The organism is Nocardia sp. NPDC055050, assembly GCF_053608345.1.
On record NZ_JBSGVG010000021.1, the window covers coordinates 34,181 to 55,094 of the forward strand.

Here is a 20,914-nt window from a genome sequence, read left to right on the forward strand (position 1 = left end):
AGTGCCAGGACCCCCGTAACCCGGTCCGCCCGTGCCCGGACCACCGGTGCCAGGACCCCCGTAACCCGGTCCGCCCGTGCCCGGACCACCGGTGCCAGGACCCCCGTAACCCGGTCCGCCCGTGCCCGGACCACCGGTGCCAGGACCGCCCGCAGGCCCGCCGTAACCCGGTCCACCTTCTGGACCGCCGTAACCGGGACCGCCGTAACCCTGTCCGCCTTCCGGACCGCCGTACCCCGGCTGCCCGCCGAATCCCCCTGCGGGCCCGCCGTATTGCTGCGGGTATCCCGGCTCCGGGGTCTTCGCCGCGCCGGCGACCGGCCCACCGGTGACAAGCCGGTAGGCGTAGGTCGAGGCGATGATCGTCAACGGGATCGTGACGAGCAGGCCGAGGCCGCACAGCAGCGCACCGACGATGTTGATACCGAACAGCGCCAGCGCCAGCAGCAGCAGCGTTCCCGCGTTGCTCGAGATCGCCGAGAAACTCGACTTGATCGCGGTGACACCGTCCTGGTCACGGTCGATCACGAACTGCATCGTCCACCAGGTGAAGAACGCGACGACCAGGCCCGGCAACACACACAGCAGCAGGCCGATGCCGGTCGCCAGACCGACCAGCAGGCCGGCGATGATCACCGCACCCACATTGGTGAACTGGAAGAACGACCCGAATCCGGGCTTGTTGCCATCGGTTTCGTGCAGCGAGCCACGCACGAATGCCGCCGAGATCAGATATCCGATCACCGTGCTCACGATGGTGCCGAGGATCTGCCAGAGCCCGAACCCGAAACTGACACCGCCGTCATAATCGGTGTCGCCGGAGTTTCCGAGCCCGAACAGGAAGCTGATCACCGCCTGGATCAGGAATGCGACGACCACCATCCCGATCCACACGAGCGCGTTGTCTTTGAATTTCGTCCACCCGTACCCGATGGCGTCACCGACACTGAGCGTCGGTCCCGCCGGAGGATAACCGGGTTGCTGCTGTCCATATGTCATCCGAATCGCTTCCCCTCATCGTTCGAGACGGTCGCTGCCGCTCATATGAGTACTCCGATCCGACGTCACGGTCACGCCGACACAGCCGATCATGACATATGGAAAACGCTACTTGCCGGTGTTCTCGCGCTTCGGGAGTTTCCAGCCGGGACGAGGAAAATGGCAGGTGTAGCCGTCGGGGTAGCGAATCAGGTAGTCCTGATGCTCGGGCTCGGCGTCCCAGAACGTGCTCGCCGGGGTCACCTCGGTGACGACCTTGCCCGGCCACAGGCCCGAGGCGTCGACATCGGCGATGGTATCGACGGCGACGCGGCGCTGATCGTCGTCGAGATAGAAGATCGCGGAACGGTAACTGTCGCCGAGATCGTTGCCCTGGCGATCCTTGGTGGTCGGATCGTGGATTTGGAACAGGAACTCGAGCAACGCGCGGTAGTCGGTCTGCGCCGGGTCGTATTCGATCTCGACGGCCTCGGCGTGGCCCGGGTGATTGCGGTAGGTGGGATTGTCGTTGGTCCCGCCGGTGTAGCCGACCCTGGTGGCCAGTACGCCGGGCTGCCGGCGGATCAGATCCTGCATGCCCCAGAAGCATCCACCGGCCAGAATCGCCTTACGAGTGTCGCTCACACATCCTCCTTCATGAGGGCTCAACGGTCGCACAAAACGGCCACAACCGCCTCTATGGAACACCGGTTTCAGCGCCGGAATTCCCGTCAGTATTGTTGCCGCCCGAGCGTTACCTCAGCAATGTCCACGTGCACTTTCAGGTCAGGCCAGGAAGTAGGAGGAAGACGGCGCGATGCCACGATTTGTCATTTCCCAGTGTTTGGCGATCGGATTGGCGGCAACAGCTCTGATGGGGACGGCGGCGACCGCCACGGGGGCTCACCCCGGCGCCGACGACTCGATCGCGCAGGACGCGGCGCCCTGCGAGGAACTACGACAGGCACGGCAGAACGGCCAGGGAGTCCGCGGGGCGAGCCCGGCGGCCGCGGGCCAGATCGACGCGGTGCTGATCACCGCGAAGAACCGCATGCCGATCGCGGGCGGCAAGATCGTCCTCACCGGCATCGACGCCTGTGGCGACAATATTCACCGGCACATGTCCACCGGGGCCAACGGGCAGGTGAGTTTCCGCGGACTACAGCCCGGGCGCTACCGGCTCACCGCCTATCGCAACGATTCGGCGACGCAGTCGGTCACCCGCGCCGATGTCGACCTGTCGACTCCGTCGCTCAAAACGATCCAGTTCACCGCCGACTGATCGAGGAGGCCGGGCCGGGCGCTGTCATCGCCCGGCCCGAAACCTGTTGACCCCCAGCGCGGTCGCGTGTCCCGTGATAGAAATCACCCCAGAGTGAAAAGGGGTGGTTTCCGCATGGAACCGACAGCCGAACAGCGGGCCGCGCTGGGCATGATCTGCGATACATTTCTCCCTGGCGACGGGCGCGGACTACCCGCCGCGACCGATATCGGCGCGGTCGACACGATCTTCCGTATCCTCGGGCGCAATCCTCGCGAGGCCGAGCAGAAGCAGCTGGCAACGCTGTTGGGACTGTGGGATTCTCGCCTCTTCGGCCTGTTCACCGGCCGCGGCCCGCGCCGGTTCTCCACGCTCTCGCAGGAGCAGCGCGAGGCAGCCCTGCTGCGCCTGGCCGACTCCGGCCTCGCCCCCGCCCGGGCGATCTTCCAGGCGCTCAAGCAGGCTTCCTTGCTCGCCTACAACGTGAGTCCCGGGCCCACCGGAACGAATCCGCTGTGGGCGGAGATCGGCTATCCGGCGCCGGCCGGCCGGCTCGAGACCGCACCGAAGCCGCCGCTGTCACCGCTGCGATTCACCGAATCCACCGCGCTCGAATGCGATGTGGTGGTGGTCGGCTCCGGCGCCGGTGGCGGTGCCGCCGCGGCGGTGCTGGCCGAAGCAGGCCTCGACGTGGTCGTGCTCGAACGCGGAAACTATTACGACGACCAGGATTTCGGTGACGGCGAACTCGACGCGCTGACCAGCCTGTACGCACCGGGACCCGCCGCATCGGCGGAAGGCCAGATCACCCTCGTCGCGGGGACCTGCCTCGGCGGCGGCACCGTGGTCAACTGGAGCACCTCGCTGCCGACGCCCGACACCGTCCGTACCGAATGGGCCGAGACCGGCGTGCCGCAGTTCGCCGAGGACGAGTTCGGTGATGCGCTGGCCGCTGTACAGAAACGGATCAGCGTCACCGACAGCAAGTCACCGCTCTCGGCGCGCGACGGCATTCTCGAGCGCGGTGCGCGCGCGCTCGGCTGGGAGGTGGACACCCTGCCGCGCAATGTCAGCGATGCCTGTGACGCCGGAATCGAGTGTGGGCGTTGTGGCTATGGCTGCCGCCTCGGCGCCAAGCAGTCGGCGACCAAGACCTGGCTCGCCGATGCGGCCGAGCACGGTGCGCGCCTGGTGGTCGACGCCGACGTCCGCGCGATCACCGTGACAGCGGGTCGGGCCGAATCGGTTTCGGCGGTCACCGCCTCCGGCGTCGAGATCACGGTGCGCGCCAAGGCGGTCGTGGTCGCCGCGGGCGCGATCCAGACACCGGCGCTGCTGCGACGATCCGGTCTGCGCAACAAGAACATCGGCCGGTATCTGCGCCTGCACCCGGCCGCGGCGGTCTTCGGCGTCTTCGACGACGACGTCCGCCCGTGGGAAGGAGCGTTGCAGGCCCGCATCAGCAGGCACCACGCGAACCTCGACGGCAACGGCTACGGCGTGATCTACGAGACCGGCCCGGTCCATCCCGGTCTGGCCACCGGTTTCATGAGCTGGCGCGGCGCGGCGCAACATCGGGCCACCATGCTCGATTTCGCGCGCACGAACTCCATCGGCATCATCACCCGTGACCGCGACCCCGGCACCGTCTCGATCGACAAGTCCGGCGAACCGGTGGTGAAATACCAGCTGTCCGACTACGACGCCGCGCACCTGCACACCGGCATCGTCGGCGCCGCCTCCATCCTGGAAGCCGCGGGCGCGCAACGGATCTTCTCCGGTCATCAGGCGGGCATCTCCTTCGAACCGGGCACCCGCGGTTCGCTCGCCGAATTCGACGCCGCGGCGAAGAAGGCGGGCTACGGCCCCGGCCGCTGCTCGATGGGCGCGCTGCACATCATGGGCTCGGCCAGGATGGGCGGTACGCCGGAACTCTCGGCGACCGACCCGGACGGTGCCACCTGGGATGTGCCGAACATCGTGGTGGCCGACGGGTCGAGCTTCCCCACCGCCCCCGGTGTGAACCCGATGGTCACCATCGAGGCGATCGGCTACATGAACGCGAAACGGCTCGCGGCCCGGCTGGGCTAGTGGTGTCGATGTGCAGTGGACACGTAGTGTGGTCGGTACACATGTGGTGATCCACCGCGCGGCCGGGCCGGCGCGAATTCGCGGAAAGGGCTGAGATGGACAAGGCGACGCAGTTGGTCGAGTTCGAGACCATGCTCCTGGGTCGCCACAGCCTGAGATCGCGCCGGGGGCCCGACGCCATGGACCGCAGCGCCTATATCTTGCTGAGCAGGCTGCGGATGGGTGGGTTGATGTCCATCGGTCAGCTCAGTGACGCACTGGGCTTGGATGCCTCGACTCTCAATCGGCAGACCGCCGCCATGATGCGGACCGGCGCGATCGAGCGGATGCCGGATCCCGAGGGCGGGATGGCGCGGAAGTTCCGGGTCACGTCCAAGGGTGAGCGACGGTTGAATGCCGAACGGGCCTTGATCGTCGACGCTCTGGATTCGATCCTCGAGGACTGGCCGGCCGAGGATATCGCCGCCTTCGTCGGCTACCTGCGACGATTCAACACCGATATCGAACGCCGGTCAGGGGAGTACTGGCCACGGCCGATCACGGCCCTGCCCGCGGATCACTAGCGCAACTGCGACCTACCTCACGACTTCTCGATCGAGTTCGCGCGCTCAATGATGTGTACTATACACATCTGATGCAGTATGCATATCTTGTGCTCTGTACATAATTTGCCTGTTTGTCGATAGGAGCGGTACGTGGGTATCTCGGAAAAGACGGCACGACCCGGGGTGGTCGTCGGCGTCCTCGCCTTCGGCGGCACCGTGGCCGCGATTACGCAGACGGCGGTGGTGCCGATCATCGGCCAACTCCCGCAACTGCTCCATACCAGCGCCGCCAACGCCTCGTGGGTGATCACGGTGACGCTGCTCGTCGGCGCGGTGTTCACCCCGGTCGCAGGCAAGCTCGGTGACCTCTACGGAAAACACCGCATGCTGCTGGTCTCCGGTGGATTTCTGATCGTGGGCGCCGCGATCGCCGCCATGTCCTCCTCGCTGGTACCCATGCTGATCGGACGCGGAATCCAGGGCATGGGGGTCGGTTTGATTCCGTTGGGAATCAGCCTGATGCGCGATGTGCTTCCCGCGGAGCGGCTGGGCTCCTCGATCGCGCTCATGAGCGCGTCGCTCGGGGTCGGTGGCGCGTTGGGTCTGCCGGTGTCGGCCGCGGTCGCGCAGTATGCGAGCTGGCGGGTCCTGTTCTGGGCCGCGGCCGCGCTGAGCGTCCTGATCGTGGTGCTCATCGCAACCCTCGTTCCGGCCGAGGCCACGCGCGGTGACGCGGGTGGACGGTTCGATTTCGTCGGCGCGGCGGGACTCGGCGCGGGACTGGTATTCCTGCTCCTGCCGGTGTCGAAGGGTGCCGGGTGGGGCTGGACCAGTGCCACCACGCTCGGGCTGTTCGCCGCCTCGGCGGTGACCCTGGCCGCGTGGGGATGGTGGGAATTGCGGACTTCCGACCCGCTCGTCGACCTGCGCACCACGGCCCGGCCGCAGGTGCTGCTGACCAACGCCGCCTCCGTCCTGGTCGGCTTCGCCATGTACGGCCAGGCACTGATCGTGCCGCAGTTGATGCAGTTGCCCGCGGCCACCGGTCACGGCATGGGACAAACCATGCTCGGCATGGGTCTGTGGATGGCACCGGGTGGCTTGATGATGATGTTGTTGTCACCGGCGGGCGCGAAACTGTCGGCCGCACGCGGACCCAAGGTCACCCTCGCGGTCGGGGCACTGATCATCGCGGTCGGCTATGGCTCCTCGGCCGTGCTGATGGGTTCGACCTGGGGTCTGATGACGATGGTCTGCATCACCAATATCGGTGTCGGCCTTGCCTACGGCGCCATGCCCGCCCTGATCATGGGCGCGGTGCCGCTGTCGGAAACCGCCTCCGCCAACAGCATCAATACGCTGATGCGCTCGCTCGGTACGTCGGTGTCGGCCGCCGTTGTCGGTGTGGTGCTGGCCAATATGACGACCGACTTCGCCGGGCACGCCGTGCCGTCGGAGGCGGGGTTCCATGTCGGCCTGCTGATCGGCGCCGCTGTCGCGCTCGTGGCGGCCGGGACAGCGATGACCATTCCGCGCCGACCGGCCGAGCCCGCCGATCTCGATTCCGAACTCGCGACACTGTCGACGCGGCCGGTATCGGTGGCGAAAGCCTGACGAGCCGGCCTAGGACCGTTTGATCCCGGCGAGCACCGCCCGTAGGACGTCCAGGTCCGGGGCGGTGCTCATCTGGTTTCGTGGCGCCCTGGCATGGAGCCTGCCCTCGTCGATCAGGTCGCCGATGAGCAGCTTCGTCGAGGTCAGGGGCAGGTGCAGGTGGGCGGAGACCTCCGCGACCGACAGTGGCGTGCGGCACAACTCGACGATCGCGTCGTATTCGGGCGCGAGCAGACGTGAGCGGGCGCCCGAGCGCGCGTCGACGAGCAGGGTGGTGAGCTCGAGGTCGGGGCGCTGCGCCTTGGCGCGCCCGCCGGTGACGGCGTAGAGGCGCACCAACGGACCAGCCTCGTCCTCGTACCAGTGTTCGCGCTCGTCGCTCATGGTCGCGGCGAGACAGCGGGGAACTGGCCGGAGATCGCCGACTCGGGATCGGACGCCTCGGCCAGCGCCGACGGGATCAACACCACGACCCGCACGCCGCCGTAGACCGATTCCGACAGCCGCACCGAGATGCCGTGCCTGCCCGCCAGCGTGGCCACGACGAACAGTCCGAGCCGCGAGGTTCCGGCCAGCATGCCCACGCTGAACGCGGGCGGGTCGGCCAGCATCGCGTTACGTTCGGCCACATCGCTTTCCGACATGCCCAGACCCTGGTCGACGATCTCCACCGCGACCCCACGACCGACCACGATCCCCGACACCGCCACCTGGGTCTCGGGTGGGGAGAAGGCGGTCGCGTTGTCCATCAGCTCGGCGAGCAGGTGGATCACGTCCGCGACGGCGTGCCCCGAGACGCGCACATCCGGCATCTGCTTGGCCGCGATCCTGGTGTAGTCCAGGCTTTCCGCGATCGCGCCGCGCACCAGCTCGAACAGCGGGACCGGTTTGCGCCACCGACGGCCCGGCTGTTCGCCGCCGAGGATGATGAGGTTCTCGGCGTTACGCCGGGCACGGGTGGCCAGATGGTCGAGCTGGAACAGCAGATCGAGCTGATCGGCGTTGCTCTCGTCGCGCTCGGCACGGTCGAGCAGTGCGAGCTGGCGGTGCACCACCACCTGGCTGCGGTGCGCGATGTCGAGGAAGACCGTGCTGATCCCCGCCTTCGTCTGCGCCTCGGCGACCGCGGCCGACATCGCGGCCACGTGGGCGCGGTTGAACGCCGCGGCCACCTGGCCGAGCTCGTCGGTACCGAAGTCCAGGCTCGAACCCTCCGCCGCGGTCTCGACGGTCTCCCCCGTCGCGACCCGGCGCATCACCTCCGGCAGCCGCTCGTCGGCGAGTTCGAGGGTGTCGTGGCGCAATCGGTGCATCCGCGCGATGAACCGATTCGCCATCACCAGCGCGACGAGGAAGGCGGCCACCGCGGCGAGCGCGATCAGCGCACCGCCGAGCAGTGCGCTGCCGGTGTCGCGTTCGCCCTGCTCTCTGGCGATGACGTGGGCGTCCCCGCTCTGGTCTTCCCACAGTTTCTGCAAGGCCAGGCCCACGTGTTTCGACGCGTCCTGCCAGTCGGCCAGACCGATCGGGAGCCCGGCCTCCCCGTCGCGTACGGATATCGGTCCGCGCAACAGGATGGCGTCCTGCATCGCGATGACCTGCTGCCACTGCGGGCCTGCGGTGATCTCCGAGAGCTGCGCCAGGCGGCGGCCTTTCAGTACCGTCGCGGAATAGGCTGCCTCGCCGCGGAATTCGCCGATCCGACGGCCGAAGTCGACCAGCTGCGCAGCGCTCATCTCGCCGGTGGTCACTGCGACGGAACCGAGCGAGTCGGCTTGTGACAGCGCTTCGGCCGCACGCAATTGTTCTACGGCGTAGCCCAATTCGATGCCGACCTTCGCCTCGGGCGCGACCCGGGCCGCCAGCATCGACGCGGCGATGATCGTGCCGATCACCCCGGTGTAGAACCCGAAAACCTCATCGGGGGAAATCCGCAGGAATTCCACGCCGGTGCGCACGGTCGGCACCATGGAGAACAGCTTGTTGTATCCCTCGATGTCCTCGCGGGAACCCTCGGGATTCAGCGCGCGAGCCGCGTCGCCTTTCGCGATCACCGCCGCGAGCGCCTCGTCGGAACGCTGTTTGGCAGTGGCCAGCGCGGGCGCCGACGACACGTCACCGGCCAGCCGCAACAGCGACAGCCTGCGCTCTTCCTGGAATGCCGACACCATGAGAATCGCGGGCCCGGTGGTACTGCTCGCCAATTCGGCCCAGTCGGTGGAATCCCTGGCCGAATTCACCAGATAGACAGCTCCGCCACCACCGACCACCAACAGCATGACACTGGAGATGAGCACCATCGACAACAACCGGATACGCACACTGACCCGGCCACGAACACCGGTACGCCTGATCTTCAAATCTGAAATCTTTCCGCTCCCCGGAGCGCCCGGGCGCCCCGCTGCGTACCGGTGCCGCCAATGGGCCACCCACCACGCGTGTCTCGCCGTGAGACTAACCGACGGCCCGACCGTGTGCGCGAAGTCGCGAATTGTCGAAAAACACGGTGTATCAGGCTAACTCACAGCATCTGAACGCCAGGTGCGGTTTACAGCGCCGCCGCTCGCACCCGATGGCTTGACAGATGACTCAGCACCGCTTGATTCGCCTCCCAGCCGTCGGGGAACTTCACCGGCACCCCGAGGTGGACCGGGTCGGCGGAGGGGTGGGCGTCGAGGAGTTCGGGGATGCCCGCGCGGCCCACGAGGATGCAGGCGTGGCGGTGCCGGGACGCCAGCACACACAGCCGGCCCGCCTCCAGGTGGAAGGCGCTGGCGTCGCGGCGGCCCGAGAGCGGGTGCAGCACCAGGGTGACGTCGTATTCGCGACCCTGGAGCCGGTTGGCGGTATCGACAGTGACGGGTTCGGCACAGGTACCGCGCAGGGCGGTGCGGATGGCGTCGGCCTGGTCGCGGTGCGCGGTGCCGATCGCGACCCGCTCGGTGGTCACCGGGCGGCTGCCGGATTCGGAGTGGGCGGTAGCGCCGCGTTCGATCAGCCGGGCCGCGATCGCGGCGATCGCGGCGACGGCGTCACGGTCGGTGCGCAGGGTGTGCCGGGCAGGCAATTCGTACCAGCCCCAACCGGATTCGGCCGCCTCCTCCAGCACCGCGTCGACCGGCCCACCCAGACCGCGGGTCGTGAAGTCCAGGCGCCGGTCCCCGAGTCCGGTGCCGGACTGGAATTCGGTGAAGGGGTAGAACGCCTTCGACACCACCGGTGCGGCGGTGGCGGGCAGCCGCCAGGACACCGGCAGCCGGTGGGTGGGAATGTGATCGTTGTTGGCCAGCATCACGCTGACCGCGCTCATCGTCGGATCCCAGGTGAGACCGGCCCAGCGCGCGGTTTCGACGGTCGCGAACGGGTCGAGCTGTCCCGGGTCGCCGACGAACAGCCCGCGATCGAACCGATTCGCGATGCGCAACAACATGTCCGAGCGCATCTGGTACGCCTCGTCGATGATCGCGTGCGACCAGCTGCCCTCGGTGATGGTGGCCCACTTGGCCGCGGTGCCGATGACGATGGTGCGGTCGGCGAGGTCGCCGGGTTGCTTGGCGACCCGGACATTGCCGTGCCGATCCACCCGATCGCTCACGACGTAGGCCGCGCTGGACAGCCGCCCGATCCGCAGTGCGGGGTCGGCGGCGGCCAACCGGTCGATGAGGTCGTCGACCTGCTCGTTGGTCTGGGCGACGATCATCCGCTGGTCGCCGTCCTCGGCGAGCTGGCGAGCCGCGCGCACGACCAGCGTGGACTTGCCCGCCCCCGGTGGGGAGTCGACGACGATCGCGCGATGGCTCTCGTCGCGCAGGTCGGTGAGAATTCCGGCGACGGCCTCATCGGGTGTGGTCACTGGAGTTCGTCCCCTTCCTCGTCGGTCGGCGGAGTCCATTCCGGCGGCGGGCCCCCGTGGGTCCACGGCGTCTCCTCGCGCGCGGGCAGATTCAGCATCCCGTTGAACGGTGCCGGTTTGAAGCGGGCGAAACCGAGGTCATCGCCTTCCTCCGGGACGCTGCCCGGCTCGGCGACGAGTTTGCGCCCCATTCCGCCGGACAGTTCGAGAACGATCGTGTCACCGTCGATCTCGACGACGAGCCCCGACTGTTTCGGCCGCTCGACACAGGTCAGTTCCTCCCCGGCCACGGCGATGAAGGGGTCGGTGGTGCGAATGTGGATGTGCGGGCGCAGTTTCGGACGCGATCCCGAACGATCGAGGCGCTCCGGCTCACTGTGGGTGACGGTGCCGCGGAAAGCCGCTCCGCTGACACGGTGCTCGAGCATGCGCAGCGGATCATCGAAAGCACACTGCCCCTGCAGGGCTTCCAGCGCCCGTTCCCGCTCCAGCAGTCTGCGCACCGCGGGAACGGCGGAATCGCGGCGGGCCTGCGGAATACCCTCCGCGACATCGGCGGCGAAGCGGGAGAACGCACCGCGATCATCGGTCCACCGGTTCTCGACGCTGGCGCCTTCGGGCAGTGCGCTCAGCAGCTCGATCGAACGCCACATCAGCTGCCAGGTGGGTTCGAGCTGGCCACGCAGCGAGCGCTCGAGCCGTTCGGCCGCGACAGATCTGGCGGAGTCGTCGAGTGCGGCGTTGTAGGCGGCGATCAGCGGCGCGAGTTCCTCGTTGTCGAATCCGGGATCGGTGGCCGGACCCGCGGGCGGCGACAGCAGCGGGTCCTCGGCCAGGGCAGCGGCTTCCGCGCCGGTCGACCCGGGCGGCGGATCGATCCAGCCGAGCAGGGCCGCGAGATTGCCGTCTTCGAGGCTGGATTGGCCCGACGCCCAATGCGACGACAGCGCGGTCGTCATCGCGGGCAGCACCGCCGAACCGGGATGTTCGGCGCGATCACCGAACCAGGTGAGCCAGCGCCCGAGCAGCGGAATCGACTCCGGCACCGGGTTGTCCCCATCGATCCGGTGAAATCGCACCGAACGCCCCAGCAGTTTCAGGAAATTCACGCCGCCGGGGTTCGGTGTCCACATCTGGGGCGCGTCGAGACACCGCGTGTAGGTCTCACCCGCCTTGCTGGTGAGCTCCTCGGTTTCGACGAGAAACGTCGAAAGATACGGCAGTACAACATCAGCCAGTTGCTCGATGAACCGCAACCGCAGCACGCGGTCGCGCGGCTGCGGCACCGTCAGCACGTTCTGGTCGCCGGCCGAGGTGCCGATCATGATCGCCACCGGCGCCGCCGCCTCCCCCGCCAACCGCAACGGCACCGCGACCAGCGGCCGCTCGGCGAGGTGGATGTGGCGCACCGCCGCGGTCGCCTGCGCGCGGCCTGCCCGCACGGCCTCGGCCTTGGCCAGGGCCGCCAGGACGCTCATCCGGCGATCTCCCACCGCAGCCGATGGGCGGTCCGCAGCATGGCCGTGATGTCGGCGTGCTCGGGGCCGGGTTCCAGCGTCCCGTCGGCCAGGCCCAGGACCGTGTGGATGTTCTCGATGCCACCGACCACATCGCACACCCCGCGGCCCAGCGCGTCCACCGAACCGCAGGTGCGGGCCTCGTCGCGGCAGGCGAACGCGAGCTCGCAGCTCGACATGCACTCGGGCGCGTAGCGGGCCGGGATGGCGGCGATCGTCTTCTCGAGGTTCTCCCCCGGCGCGAAGGTGGCCTCGGGTGGCAGCAGGTCGAGCAGGTCGGGAATCGCGGTGAGCCTGGTCAATTGGCGCGAGACCGTGGCGAGTTGCTTGCGCAGATCGACGAGTTCGGCGGTCGGCCGATTCGAGAAGTCCTTCGCGCAGACCAGAATCACATTGTGCGACACGATCTCCGGTGACTCACCGATCTCGGCCATCAACTCACGCAAGGCGATCACGTACACCGCGGACTGCCGCGCGGCGGCCGCCACCTGCGCCGGATCGGCCTGCCCGTCGATCACCGGGAAAGCCTTGACCTCCACCACATGGAACTTGCCGTCCAACTGCACGGCCACCACATCGGGTTCCAGATAGGCCGTCGCACCGGCGATATCGAGCCGCAGCATGGGGTGGTCGAACAGGGTGCCGTCGCCCGCCGCGATCGCGCTCTTCAGCAATTGCCTGGTGCGTTGATACCGCACCGCGTTGCCGGTGTTCTCCCCCACCGAATTCAGGTCGTGGTAGGCGACTTCGGGAATCGTGAGTCCGAGTTTGTCACGCAACAGGGCGAGCAGTTCCGCGCAACCGTTCGCCTTCACCATCGCCTCGAAAGCGTTGCCGCGCGTAATGGCGAACTGGGACTGACCGAATTGTGGCGGGAACCCCAGCGATTGGGCGATCACAGTCTTGTCCACCGCGGCCGCGTCGAGCAGGGCGCGGCGGGCACATCCGGGATTGGCCGTCAGCGCGGCGATGGTGCGGGCATTGTGTCTGGTCGCGGGGGCTTCGCCGCGCAACTCGTCCAACTGTGCTGCGAGAGTGCTCATTTCACCTCGATTCGTCGCCGATCGGCTACGCCGAGCCGAACACCGAATAGTTGTGCGGCCGGATCCGCCAGCTGATCCGCCGCCCGACACGCGGCCGAATTGCGCTGCCTCGCGTCCTCGTCCTCGTGCACCGCGAGCTCACGCCGCGCGGCCTCGATCACCTTCGCCGGGTCGAGCGAATCCGGGGCGGTGGAGATGCCAGGAATCGACACGGCGAGCCGCCACAGTACGCGCAAACCCGACGTTTCCCCCGCAGGCTGCGCCGAAAGATGTTCGGCCAAGCGAATAGCCGACACCAGCAGCCCGACCCGGGGACTCAACGGGCCGACCATCCGCCGTTCCAGCGGCCACGAACTCACCGCCATCAGACCGCGCGCGGGGGCCAGCAGATCGGTGGTGAGGGCCGCGCACAGGTAGTACGGCCGGGCGTACGGCGCCGACCGGAAGGAACGCTCCTCGTCACGGCGCAGGCTGGTCAGCCGGGCGGGCAGCAGCTCGCCGGAGAAGAACGCGTCATGGGTGGCGAGCACCAATTTCGGCGACGACGGCACCGACAGCAAGGTCAACGCGCGATGCACATGTTCGCGCACCGGCACCCCCGGCGCCTCCGACGCCTCTTCCGGCATCGAACCGAGAACCGCCGCGTCCCAGGCCAACTCGGCCCGACGCAGTTCGGCGCGCAATTGCCGCGCCCCGGCCCGATCCCCACCGGCGGCCGCCCGTCGCACCTCGGCCCGCAAACCGGAGATGCGCACCTCCAGCTCCTCGGCCGAGTCCGTCACGAGTCGGAGCGTATCCACAGCTACCAGTATTGTCCAGTAATTCCCAGTATTTTCGGGACAGCCGAACCGATGTGCCGCACACCCGTCCACCCGGACTCGTGATGCGAGCACCGATAGCGACCGAATAACCTGGGGCAATGACAGCTGTTGCAGATCGTTCACTCGGACCGGAATTGGCGCGCACCGAAACCATCGCCGCGGACACCGACGTGCTGGTGATCGGGTTGACGTCCTCGGAGAACGGACCGGCCATCGTGCCCGCCGACCTGTTCGGCGACGTGCTCACCGCCGAGGTTCGCGCGGAACTGCTGGACGCTCTCGGCTCGGTCGGCGCCAAGGGCAAGCCCGAGGAACTCACCCGGGTGCCCGCGCCCGCCGCGCTGGCCGACGTCACCAGTGTGCTCGCCGTCGGACTCGGCGCGGCCGACAAGGTCGACGCCGAACAGGTACGCCGCAGCGCCGGTGTGGCCGGGCGCGCGCTCAGCGGCACCGAACTCGTCGCCACCACCCTGTCCGGCATCGATCTCGGTGCGGCGGCCGAAGGGTTCTACCTCGGCGCGTACACCTTCTCGTCGTTCAAGTCCAAGAGCGCGCCCAAGCCGGACGAGCGCCCGGTGGTGCGCCTGGAATTGCTGGTGCCCGGACCGGAATTCGGCACGCTCGAGCTACTGCGCGCACAGCTGGTCGCCGAAGCGATCGCCACCGCACGCGATTTCGTCAACACCCCGCCGAGCGCGCTCTACCCCGCCGAGTTCGCCGAGCGGGCCCGGATCCTCGCCGTCGGGGCCGGCCTCGAGGTCGAGGTGCTCGACGAGAACGCGCTCGCCGCGGCAGGCTACGGCGGCATCATCGGCGTCGGCCAGGGTTCCTCGCGTCCGCCGCGCCTGATCCGGATCACCTACGCGGGCGGCCCGAAGAAGATCGCGCTCGTCGGTAAGGGCATCACCTTCGACACCGGCGGCATCTCGATCAAGCCCGCCGCCAACATGGAGAACATGACCTCCGACATGGCGGGCGCCGCGGCGGTCATCGCCACCGTGCTGCTGGCCGCGCGGCTCGGCCTGCCGGTCACCGTCACCGCGACCGTCCCGATGGCGGAGAACATGCCCTCGGCTACCGCACAGCGCCCCGGCGACGTGCTCACCCAGTACGGCGGCACCACCGTCGAGGTCATCAACACCGACGCCGAGGGCCGTCTCATCCTGGCCGACGCGATCGTGCGCGCGATCGAGGACGAGCCCGACTACCTGATCGACGTCGCCACCCTCACCGGTGCGCAGATGGTCGCGCTCGGCACGCGCACCCCGGGCGTGATGGGCACCGACGAGTTCCGCGACCGCGTCGCCGCGATCTCGCGCTCGGTCGGCGAGAACGGCTGGGCGATGCCGCTTCCCGCGGAGCTGCGCGCCGACCTCAACTCCAAGGTCGCCGACCTGGCCAATGTCGCGCCGCACCGCTGGGGCGGAATGCTCTCGGCCGCACTGTTCCTCAAGGACTTCGTGCCCGAGGGCGTGCAGTGGGCCCACCTGGACGTCGCGGGTCCGGCCTACAACACGGGCGGCCCGTTCGGCTACATCGGCAAGGGCGGTACCGGCGTCCCGGTGCGCACGCTCATCACCGTGATCGAGGAGATCGGCGCGGAGTAGTCACTCCCCCAACTCGGCTTCGCGAGCCCGCCGCTCCTCGATGCGGCGGCGGGCATCGAAGTCGCGCATGCGTTGCGGGTAGCCGGTGCGGTTCACGTCGTAGACGGGGATCTTCAACGCGCCGGCCAACCGCCGCGCGCCCTTCTCACCGACGATGCGACGGGTCCACTCACCGTCCGCGGCCACCAGCACTGCTGTGACATCGGTCACAGTCGTTTTGGGTTCGACGAAGGCTTCGACGCCGCGCCGCGTCCGCGCCCAGTCCGCCAAGGCGCTCACTTCCGACGCGGTCTCGCGAGCGCCTGACCTGCTCGCACCGCGCCCACCACGGAAACGATCCAGCAAACCCATCCGGCTCGACCTCCTACATTCCGGCGGAATTCTGCTCACCGCCGTACATTCCATGGTGCCAGCTTCGCCCGGATCGCCGCCCTGCGCTACACCCGCGACAGACGAGTGCAAGGATGGTTGCCGGAACAAGAACCAACGTTTCCCGGGTGCTCCGCCGAGACCGGCGGGGTGGACGAAAGCCGCGACCCGCGACGGATGTCCGCCGGGTACACACTCAGAGGAGTCAGAGGACATGGCCTTCTCCGTCCAGATGCCAGCCCTTGGTGAGAGCGTCACCGAGGGCACGGTGACCAGGTGGCTGAAGCAGGAAGGAGACACGGTCGAGGTCGACGAACCGCTGCTCGAAGTCTCCACCGACAAGGTCGACACCGAGATCCCGTCGCCGACCGCGGGCGTGCTCTCCAAGATCGTCGCCCAGGAAGACGACATCGTCGAGGTCGGCGGTGAGCTCGGCGTGATCAGCGATGCCGGCGAGACCCCCGCCACCGCTCCTGAGCCTGCTGCCGCACCCGCCGCGCCTGAGCCGGCCCCCGAACCCGAGCCCGCACCCGCCGCGCAGGCACCCGCCGCCGAGGCCCCCGCCCCGGCCGCCGCGCCTGCCGCGTCCGCTGCTTCCGGCACGCCCGTGAAGATGCCCGAACTGGGCGAGTCGGTCACCGAAGGCACTGTGACCCGCTGGCTCAAGGCCGTGGGTGACACCGTCGCCGTCGACGAGCCGCTGCTCGAGGTGTCCACCGACAAGGTCGACACCGAGATCCCGTCGCCGGTCGCGGGCACGCTGCTCGAGATCACGGCGCAGGAAGACGACGTCATCGATGTGGGTGGTCAGCTGGGTGTGATCGGTAGCGGCCAGCCCGCGGCCGCCGCGCCCGCACCGGCTCCCGCCCCGGCACCTGAGCCCGCCCCGGCGGCTGAGCCTGCCCCGGCACCCGCGCCTGCGCCCGCCGCCGCGGCCCCGGCACCCGCGCCGAAGCCCGCTCCGGCACCGGCTCCCAAGCCCGCTCCGGCACCCGCGCCTGCCGCGTCCGCTCCTGCCCCGGCGTCGTCCAACGGCAGCACCCCGTACGTGACCCCGCTGGTCCGCAAGCTGGCCGACGAGAACAACGTCGACCTGTCGACCCTCACCGGTTCCGGTGTCGGCGGCCGCATCCGCAAGCAGGACGTGCTCGCCGCCGCCGAGGCCAAGAAGGCGCCCGCCGCCGCTCCGGCTCCGGCCGCTGCCGCCGCACCCGCGCCCGCGGCCAAGCAGTCCGCCGCCCCGAAGCTGGCCGCCCTCGTCGGCACCACGCAGAAGGCCAGCCGGATCCGCCAGATCACCGCGACCAAGACGCGCGAATCGCTGCAGGCCACCGCGCAGCTGACCCAGGTCCACGAGGCCGATGTCACCAAGATCGCGCATCTGCGCCAGCTCGCCAAGGCCTCGTTCAAGGCGCGCGAGGGCGTCAACCTGACGTACCTGCCGTTCTTCGCGAAGGCCGTCGTCGAGGCGCTCGGTGTGCACCCGAACGTGAACGCGTCCTACAACGAGGACACCAAGGAGATCACCTACCACGCGTCGGTGCACCTGGGGATCGCGGTCGACACCGAGCAGGGTCTGCTCTCGCCGGTCATCCACAACGCCAGCGACCTGTCGCTGGCCGGCTTGGCCCGCGCGATCGCCGACATCGCCAACCGCGCGCGCACCGGTGGGCTCAAGCCCGACGAGCTGTCCGGTGGCACCTTCACCATCACCAACATCGGCAGCGAGGGCGCGCTCTTCGACACCCCGATCCTGGTCCCGCCGCAGGCGGCCATGCTGGGCACCGGCGCGATCGTGAAGCGCCCGGTGGTGGTGACCGACGAGGCCGGTGGCGAGTCCATCGGCGTGCGCTCGATGGTGTACCTGCCGCTCACCTACGATCACCGTCTCATCGACGGTGCCGACGCGGGCCGGTTCGTCTCCACCATCAAGCACCGGCTGGAAGATTCGGCGTTCGAGGCCGATCTCGGCCTGTAGTCGAGGAATTCATGAAGGTGGTCATCGCCGGTTCGTCCGGCCTGATCGGGACGGCGCTCGTCGCGGCACTGCGCCGCGACGGGCACCAGGTCTCTCGCCTGGTGCGGCGCACTCCCGCCGCACCGGACGAATTCGCGTGGGATCCCGCGCGCGCCCAGCTCGACGAGCGGGCGTTGCGCGGGGCCGACGCGGTCGTGAACCTGTGCGGTGCCGGCATCGCCGACCGTCGCTGGGACGGCGGCTACAAGCAGTTGCTGCGTGACAGCCGCATCACTCCCACCGATGTCCTGGCCACCGCGGTGGCCGCTACCGGTGTGCCGACGCTGGTCAACGCCAGCGGCTCGCACTACTACGGCGGCGGGACCGGTGACGCGATCGTCGACGAGACTTCGCCCGCCGGTACGGATTTCCTGGCCACCCTGTGCCGGGACTGGGAAGCCGCCACCGAACCGGCCGCCGAAGCGGGCGCGCGCATCGTGCTGCTGCGCAGTGCCGTGGTGCTGGCCCGCAACGGCGGCATGCTCGGCAAGTTGCACCCGCTGTACTGGGCAGGTCTGGGCGGACGCCTCGGCAGCGGCCGCCAGTACCTCCCGTGGATCTCCCTCGACGACGAGGTCGGCGCGATCGTCTTCGCGCTCACTCACCCCGAGCTCTCCGGCCCGATCAATGTCGCAGGCCCCGCCCCCGTCACCAACGCGGAATTCAACCGCGCGTTCGGCCGCGCACTACGCCGGCCGACCCCGTTCATCGTCCCCGGTTTCGCCCTGCAAGCCCTGGTCGGCGAGCTGGCCGACTCGATCCTGCACGGCCCACGCGCCATCCCCGCGGTGCTGGAAGAGGCCGGGTACACCTACCAGCACCCGACCATCGGCGCCGCGCTGGCCGCCGCTGTCGGCAGAGGGTGAGCTGATGCTGATCCGCGACGCCGACAAGGCCGACCTCCCCGCCGTCCTCGCCATCCACAACACCAACATCGCCGAGTCGACCGCGATCTGGGACACCGACGAAGTGGACCTGGACGACCGCCTCACCTGGTTCGCCACCCGTACCGATGCCGCCATGCCGATCCTGATCGCCGAAATCGACGGCGAGGTGGCCGGCTACGCCTCCTACGGCCAATGGCGTCCCAAGTCCGGCTACCGCTTCACCGTCGAGAACTCGGTCTACGTCGACAGCGGTTTCCAGCGCCGCGGCGTAGCCACCACCCTGCTCACCGAATTGATCGCGCGCGCCATCGATTCCGGTCGCGTGCACGCCATGATCGCCGCCATCGAGTCCACCAACAGCGCGTCGATAGTCCTGCACGAACGCTTCGGTTTCCACACCGTCGGTGAACTCCCCGAGGTCGGCCACAAATTCGGCCGCTGGATGGACCTGACCCTGATGCAGCGCAACTTCCCGGTCGAACCCTGAGACCCTCTTTGGCCGCACCGGACCCCCGGCGTAACGTCAGAACGGTGAACGACACGCGCCCCACCGCGTCCGCTCGATTCGATACGACCCCGATCGTGGTCGAGGATCTCGGACTCATCGACTATCACGCCGCCTGGGAACTGCAACGGCAGACCGCCGATCAGCGCGCCGCTGGCGAAGGTTCCGACCGGCTGTTCGTGCTCGAGCACCCGTCGGTCTACACCGCGGGCCGCCGCACCGAGACCGAGGATCTGCCGATCGACGGCAGCCCGGTGGTGCAGGTCGACCGCGGCGGCAAGATCACCTGGCACGGGCCCGGCCAGCTGGTCGGCTATCCGATCATCCGCCTCGCCGAGCCCGTCGATGTCGTCCACTACGTCCGGCGCCTGGAAGAGGCCCTGATCCAGGTCGTGTCCGGGCTCGGCATCACCTGCGGCCGCATCGACGGCCGCTCCGGGGTGTGGCTGCCCGCCACCGAACTGCTCGCCGAGCGCAAGATCGCCGCGATCGGGGTGCGCGTGCAGCGCGGTGTCGCCCTGCACGGCATCTCCCTGAACTGCAATTCCGCCCTCGACGGCTTCCAGGCGATCGTGCCCTGCGGCATCAAGGACGCCGGCGTCACCACGCTGACCCGCGAACTCGGCCGCGAAGTCACCGTCGCCGAGCTCAAGCCCCTCGTGTCCGCCGCGATTGTTGCCGCGCTCGACGGTGAAATTCCCGTTCAGCCCCATGACATTGATCGCACCACCGCCCCGGCGAACGCACAGGCCCCGAGCGTAGAGTCGGTCCGGTGACTTCCGTCGACGCCTCTGCCCCCGCCGGACGCAAGCTGCTGCGCATCGAAGCGCGCAACGCGGAGACACCGATCGAGCGCAAACCCAAGTGGATTCGCACCCGCGCCACCATGGGCCCCGAATACACCGAGCTCAAGAGCCTGGTGAAGTCCGAGGGCCTGCACACCGTCTGCGAAGAAGCGGGCTGCCCCAACATCTTCGAATGCTGGGAAGACCGCGAGGCCACCTTCCTCATCGGCGGCGAGCAGTGCACCCGCCGCTGCGATTTCTGCCAGATCGACACCGGCAAGCCCGCCGCCCTCGACCGCGACGAGCCCCGCCGCGTCGCCGAGAGCGTCCAGTCGATGGGCCTGCGCTACTCCACCATCACCGGCGTCGCCCGCGACGACCTCGACGACGGCGGCGCGTGGCTCTACGCCGAGACCGTGCGCGCCATCAAGGCGAGCAACCCGGCGACCGGCGTCGAACTCCTCATCCCCGACTTCAACGCCGACCCGGCCCAGCTCGCCGAGGTCTTCTCCTCGCGCCCCGAAGTCCTCGCGCACAACCTGGAAACGGTGCCGCGCATCTTCAAGCGCATCCGCCCCGCCTTCCGCTACGAACGCTCCCTCGCCGTGCTCACCGCCGCCCGCGAGGCCGGCTTGGTCACCAAGTCCAACCTCATCCTCGGCATGGGCGAAACCCCCGAAGAGGTCACCGAGGCGATGCGCGACCTGCACGAAGCGGGTTGCGACATCCTCACCATCACCCAGTACCTGCGTCCGAGCCCCCGCCACCACCCGGTCGACCGCTGGGTGAAGCCGGAGGAATTCGTCGAGCATTCCAAGGTCGCCGAAGAACTCGGCTTCGCCGGTGTGATGGCGGGCCCGCTGGTCCGTTCCTCGTACCGGGCAGGCCGTCTCTACGCCCAGGCGATGGCCCACCACGGCCGCGAGATCCCCGAAGCGATGGCCCACCTCGCCAAGGAAGGCACCGCCTCCCAGGAAGCCAGCTCGGTCCTGGCCCGCTTCGGCAGCTGACCTAGACTAAG

At 68.6% G+C, this 20,914-nt stretch carries 19 protein-coding genes; 10 read left to right on the forward strand and 9 right to left on the reverse strand.

The features are described 5' to 3' along the window. Both ACWGCN_RS21800 and msrA read right to left on the reverse strand, forming a co-directional pair. On the reverse strand, positions 1 to 999 hold a 999-nt coding region (locus ACWGCN_RS21800; RefSeq protein ID WP_452459585.1), incomplete at its 3' end, for a hypothetical protein. A gap of 108 nt (positions 1,000 to 1,107) precedes the next feature. Next, complete coding sequence (gene msrA / locus ACWGCN_RS21805; protein ID WP_379314177.1) at positions 1,108 to 1,623, reverse strand: peptide-methionine (S)-S-oxide reductase MsrA; 516 nt, start codon at positions 1,621 to 1,623, stop codon at positions 1,108 to 1,110. A 172-nt stretch (positions 1,624 to 1,795) separates the two neighbouring features. On the opposite strand from msrA, the gene ACWGCN_RS21810 reads away from it, so the two are divergent. From ACWGCN_RS21810 to ACWGCN_RS21825, 4 genes are all read left to right on the forward strand, one after another. Continuing rightward, the gene (locus tag ACWGCN_RS21810; RefSeq protein WP_378992486.1) at positions 1,796 to 2,260 is read left to right on the forward strand and encodes a carboxypeptidase-like regulatory domain-containing protein; all 465 of its coding nucleotides are present in this window, start codon (positions 1,796 to 1,798) and stop codon (positions 2,258 to 2,260) included. Positions 2,261 to 2,374: 114 nt separating this feature from the next. Further along, entirely contained in the window at positions 2,375 to 4,330 is a 1,956-nt protein-coding gene (locus ACWGCN_RS21815; protein WP_452458314.1) for a GMC family oxidoreductase, read from the forward strand. Between the two features lie 95 nt (positions 4,331 to 4,425). Continuing rightward, positions 4,426 to 4,893, forward strand: coding sequence for a MarR family winged helix-turn-helix transcriptional regulator (locus tag ACWGCN_RS21820; protein ID WP_378992484.1), 468 nt, complete (start codon positions 4,426 to 4,428; stop codon positions 4,891 to 4,893). 132 nt (positions 4,894 to 5,025) lie between these two features. Beyond that, on the forward strand, positions 5,026 to 6,489 hold the full coding sequence (locus ACWGCN_RS21825) for an MFS transporter (protein ID WP_387447653.1): 1,464 nt from the start codon (positions 5,026 to 5,028) through the stop codon (positions 6,487 to 6,489). 9 nt (positions 6,490 to 6,498) lie between these two features. Here the strand turns inward: ACWGCN_RS21825 and ACWGCN_RS21830 are convergent, their stop codons facing one another. The 6 genes from ACWGCN_RS21830 to ACWGCN_RS21855 all read right to left on the reverse strand — a co-directional run bounded on the left by ACWGCN_RS21830 (position 6,499) and on the right by ACWGCN_RS21855 (position 13,684). After that, the gene (locus tag ACWGCN_RS21830; protein WP_379312956.1) at positions 6,499 to 6,873 is read right to left on the reverse strand and encodes a DUF742 domain-containing protein; all 375 of its coding nucleotides are present in this window, start codon (positions 6,871 to 6,873) and stop codon (positions 6,499 to 6,501) included. Further along, positions 6,870 to 8,849, reverse strand: a complete 1,980-nt coding sequence (locus ACWGCN_RS21835; RefSeq protein WP_378992477.1) for a sensor histidine kinase — start codon at positions 8,847 to 8,849, stop codon at positions 6,870 to 6,872. Before ACWGCN_RS21835 ends, ACWGCN_RS21830 begins: the two co-directional genes overlap by 4 nt. Before the next feature lie 188 nt (positions 8,850 to 9,037). Further along, the gene (locus ACWGCN_RS21840) at positions 9,038 to 10,342 is read right to left on the reverse strand and encodes an AAA domain-containing protein (RefSeq protein ID WP_452458313.1); all 1,305 of its coding nucleotides are present in this window, start codon (positions 10,340 to 10,342) and stop codon (positions 9,038 to 9,040) included. Next, positions 10,339 to 11,820, reverse strand: coding sequence for a hypothetical protein (locus tag ACWGCN_RS21845; RefSeq protein ID WP_378992474.1), 1,482 nt, complete (start codon positions 11,818 to 11,820; stop codon positions 10,339 to 10,341). Before ACWGCN_RS21845 ends, ACWGCN_RS21840 begins: the two co-directional genes overlap by 4 nt. Continuing rightward, positions 11,817 to 12,902, reverse strand: a complete 1,086-nt coding sequence (locus tag ACWGCN_RS21850; protein WP_379312959.1) for a hypothetical protein — start codon at positions 12,900 to 12,902, stop codon at positions 11,817 to 11,819. The genes ACWGCN_RS21845 and ACWGCN_RS21850 overlap by 4 nt, the downstream gene beginning before the upstream one ends. Continuing rightward, positions 12,899 to 13,684, reverse strand: coding sequence for a hypothetical protein (locus tag ACWGCN_RS21855; RefSeq protein WP_387447657.1), 786 nt, complete (start codon positions 13,682 to 13,684; stop codon positions 12,899 to 12,901). The genes ACWGCN_RS21850 and ACWGCN_RS21855 overlap by 4 nt, the downstream gene beginning before the upstream one ends. A gap of 137 nt (positions 13,685 to 13,821) precedes the next feature. Here ACWGCN_RS21855 and ACWGCN_RS21860 point away from each other — a divergent pair, with 137 nt between their 5' ends. After that, complete coding sequence (locus ACWGCN_RS21860; RefSeq protein ID WP_378992469.1) at positions 13,822 to 15,330, forward strand: leucyl aminopeptidase; 1,509 nt, start codon at positions 13,822 to 13,824, stop codon at positions 15,328 to 15,330. Here the strand turns inward: ACWGCN_RS21860 and ACWGCN_RS21865 are convergent, their stop codons facing one another. Beyond that, a complete protein-coding gene (locus ACWGCN_RS21865; RefSeq protein ID WP_378992467.1) occupies positions 15,331 to 15,681 on the reverse strand; it encodes an oxidoreductase in 351 nt (116 codons plus the stop codon). 232 nt (positions 15,682 to 15,913) lie between these two features. Between ACWGCN_RS21865 and sucB the strand changes: the two genes are divergently transcribed. The 5 genes from sucB to lipA are packed head-to-tail and all read left to right on the forward strand — an operon-like array spanning position 15,914 to position 20,903. Beyond that, a complete protein-coding gene (sucB, locus tag ACWGCN_RS21870) occupies positions 15,914 to 17,677 on the forward strand; it encodes a 2-oxoglutarate dehydrogenase, E2 component, dihydrolipoamide succinyltransferase (RefSeq protein WP_452458312.1) in 1,764 nt (587 codons plus the stop codon). A gap of 11 nt (positions 17,678 to 17,688) precedes the next feature. Continuing rightward, positions 17,689 to 18,582 (forward strand): TIGR01777 family oxidoreductase, encoded by an 894-nt coding sequence (locus tag ACWGCN_RS21875; RefSeq protein ID WP_378992464.1) that lies wholly within the window; start codon positions 17,689 to 17,691, stop codon positions 18,580 to 18,582. 4 nt (positions 18,583 to 18,586) lie between these two features. After that, entirely contained in the window at positions 18,587 to 19,090 is a 504-nt protein-coding gene (locus ACWGCN_RS21880) for a GNAT family N-acetyltransferase (RefSeq protein ID WP_378992463.1), read from the forward strand. Positions 19,091 to 19,134: 44 nt separating this feature from the next. Further along, positions 19,135 to 19,884, forward strand: coding sequence for a lipoyl(octanoyl) transferase LipB (gene lipB / locus ACWGCN_RS21885; protein ID WP_378992462.1), 750 nt, complete (start codon positions 19,135 to 19,137; stop codon positions 19,882 to 19,884). After that, entirely contained in the window at positions 19,881 to 20,903 is a 1,023-nt protein-coding gene (gene lipA / locus ACWGCN_RS21890; RefSeq protein ID WP_452458311.1) for a lipoyl synthase, read from the forward strand. The genes lipB and lipA overlap by 4 nt, the downstream gene beginning before the upstream one ends. Positions 20,904 to 20,914 lie beyond the last annotated feature (11 nt).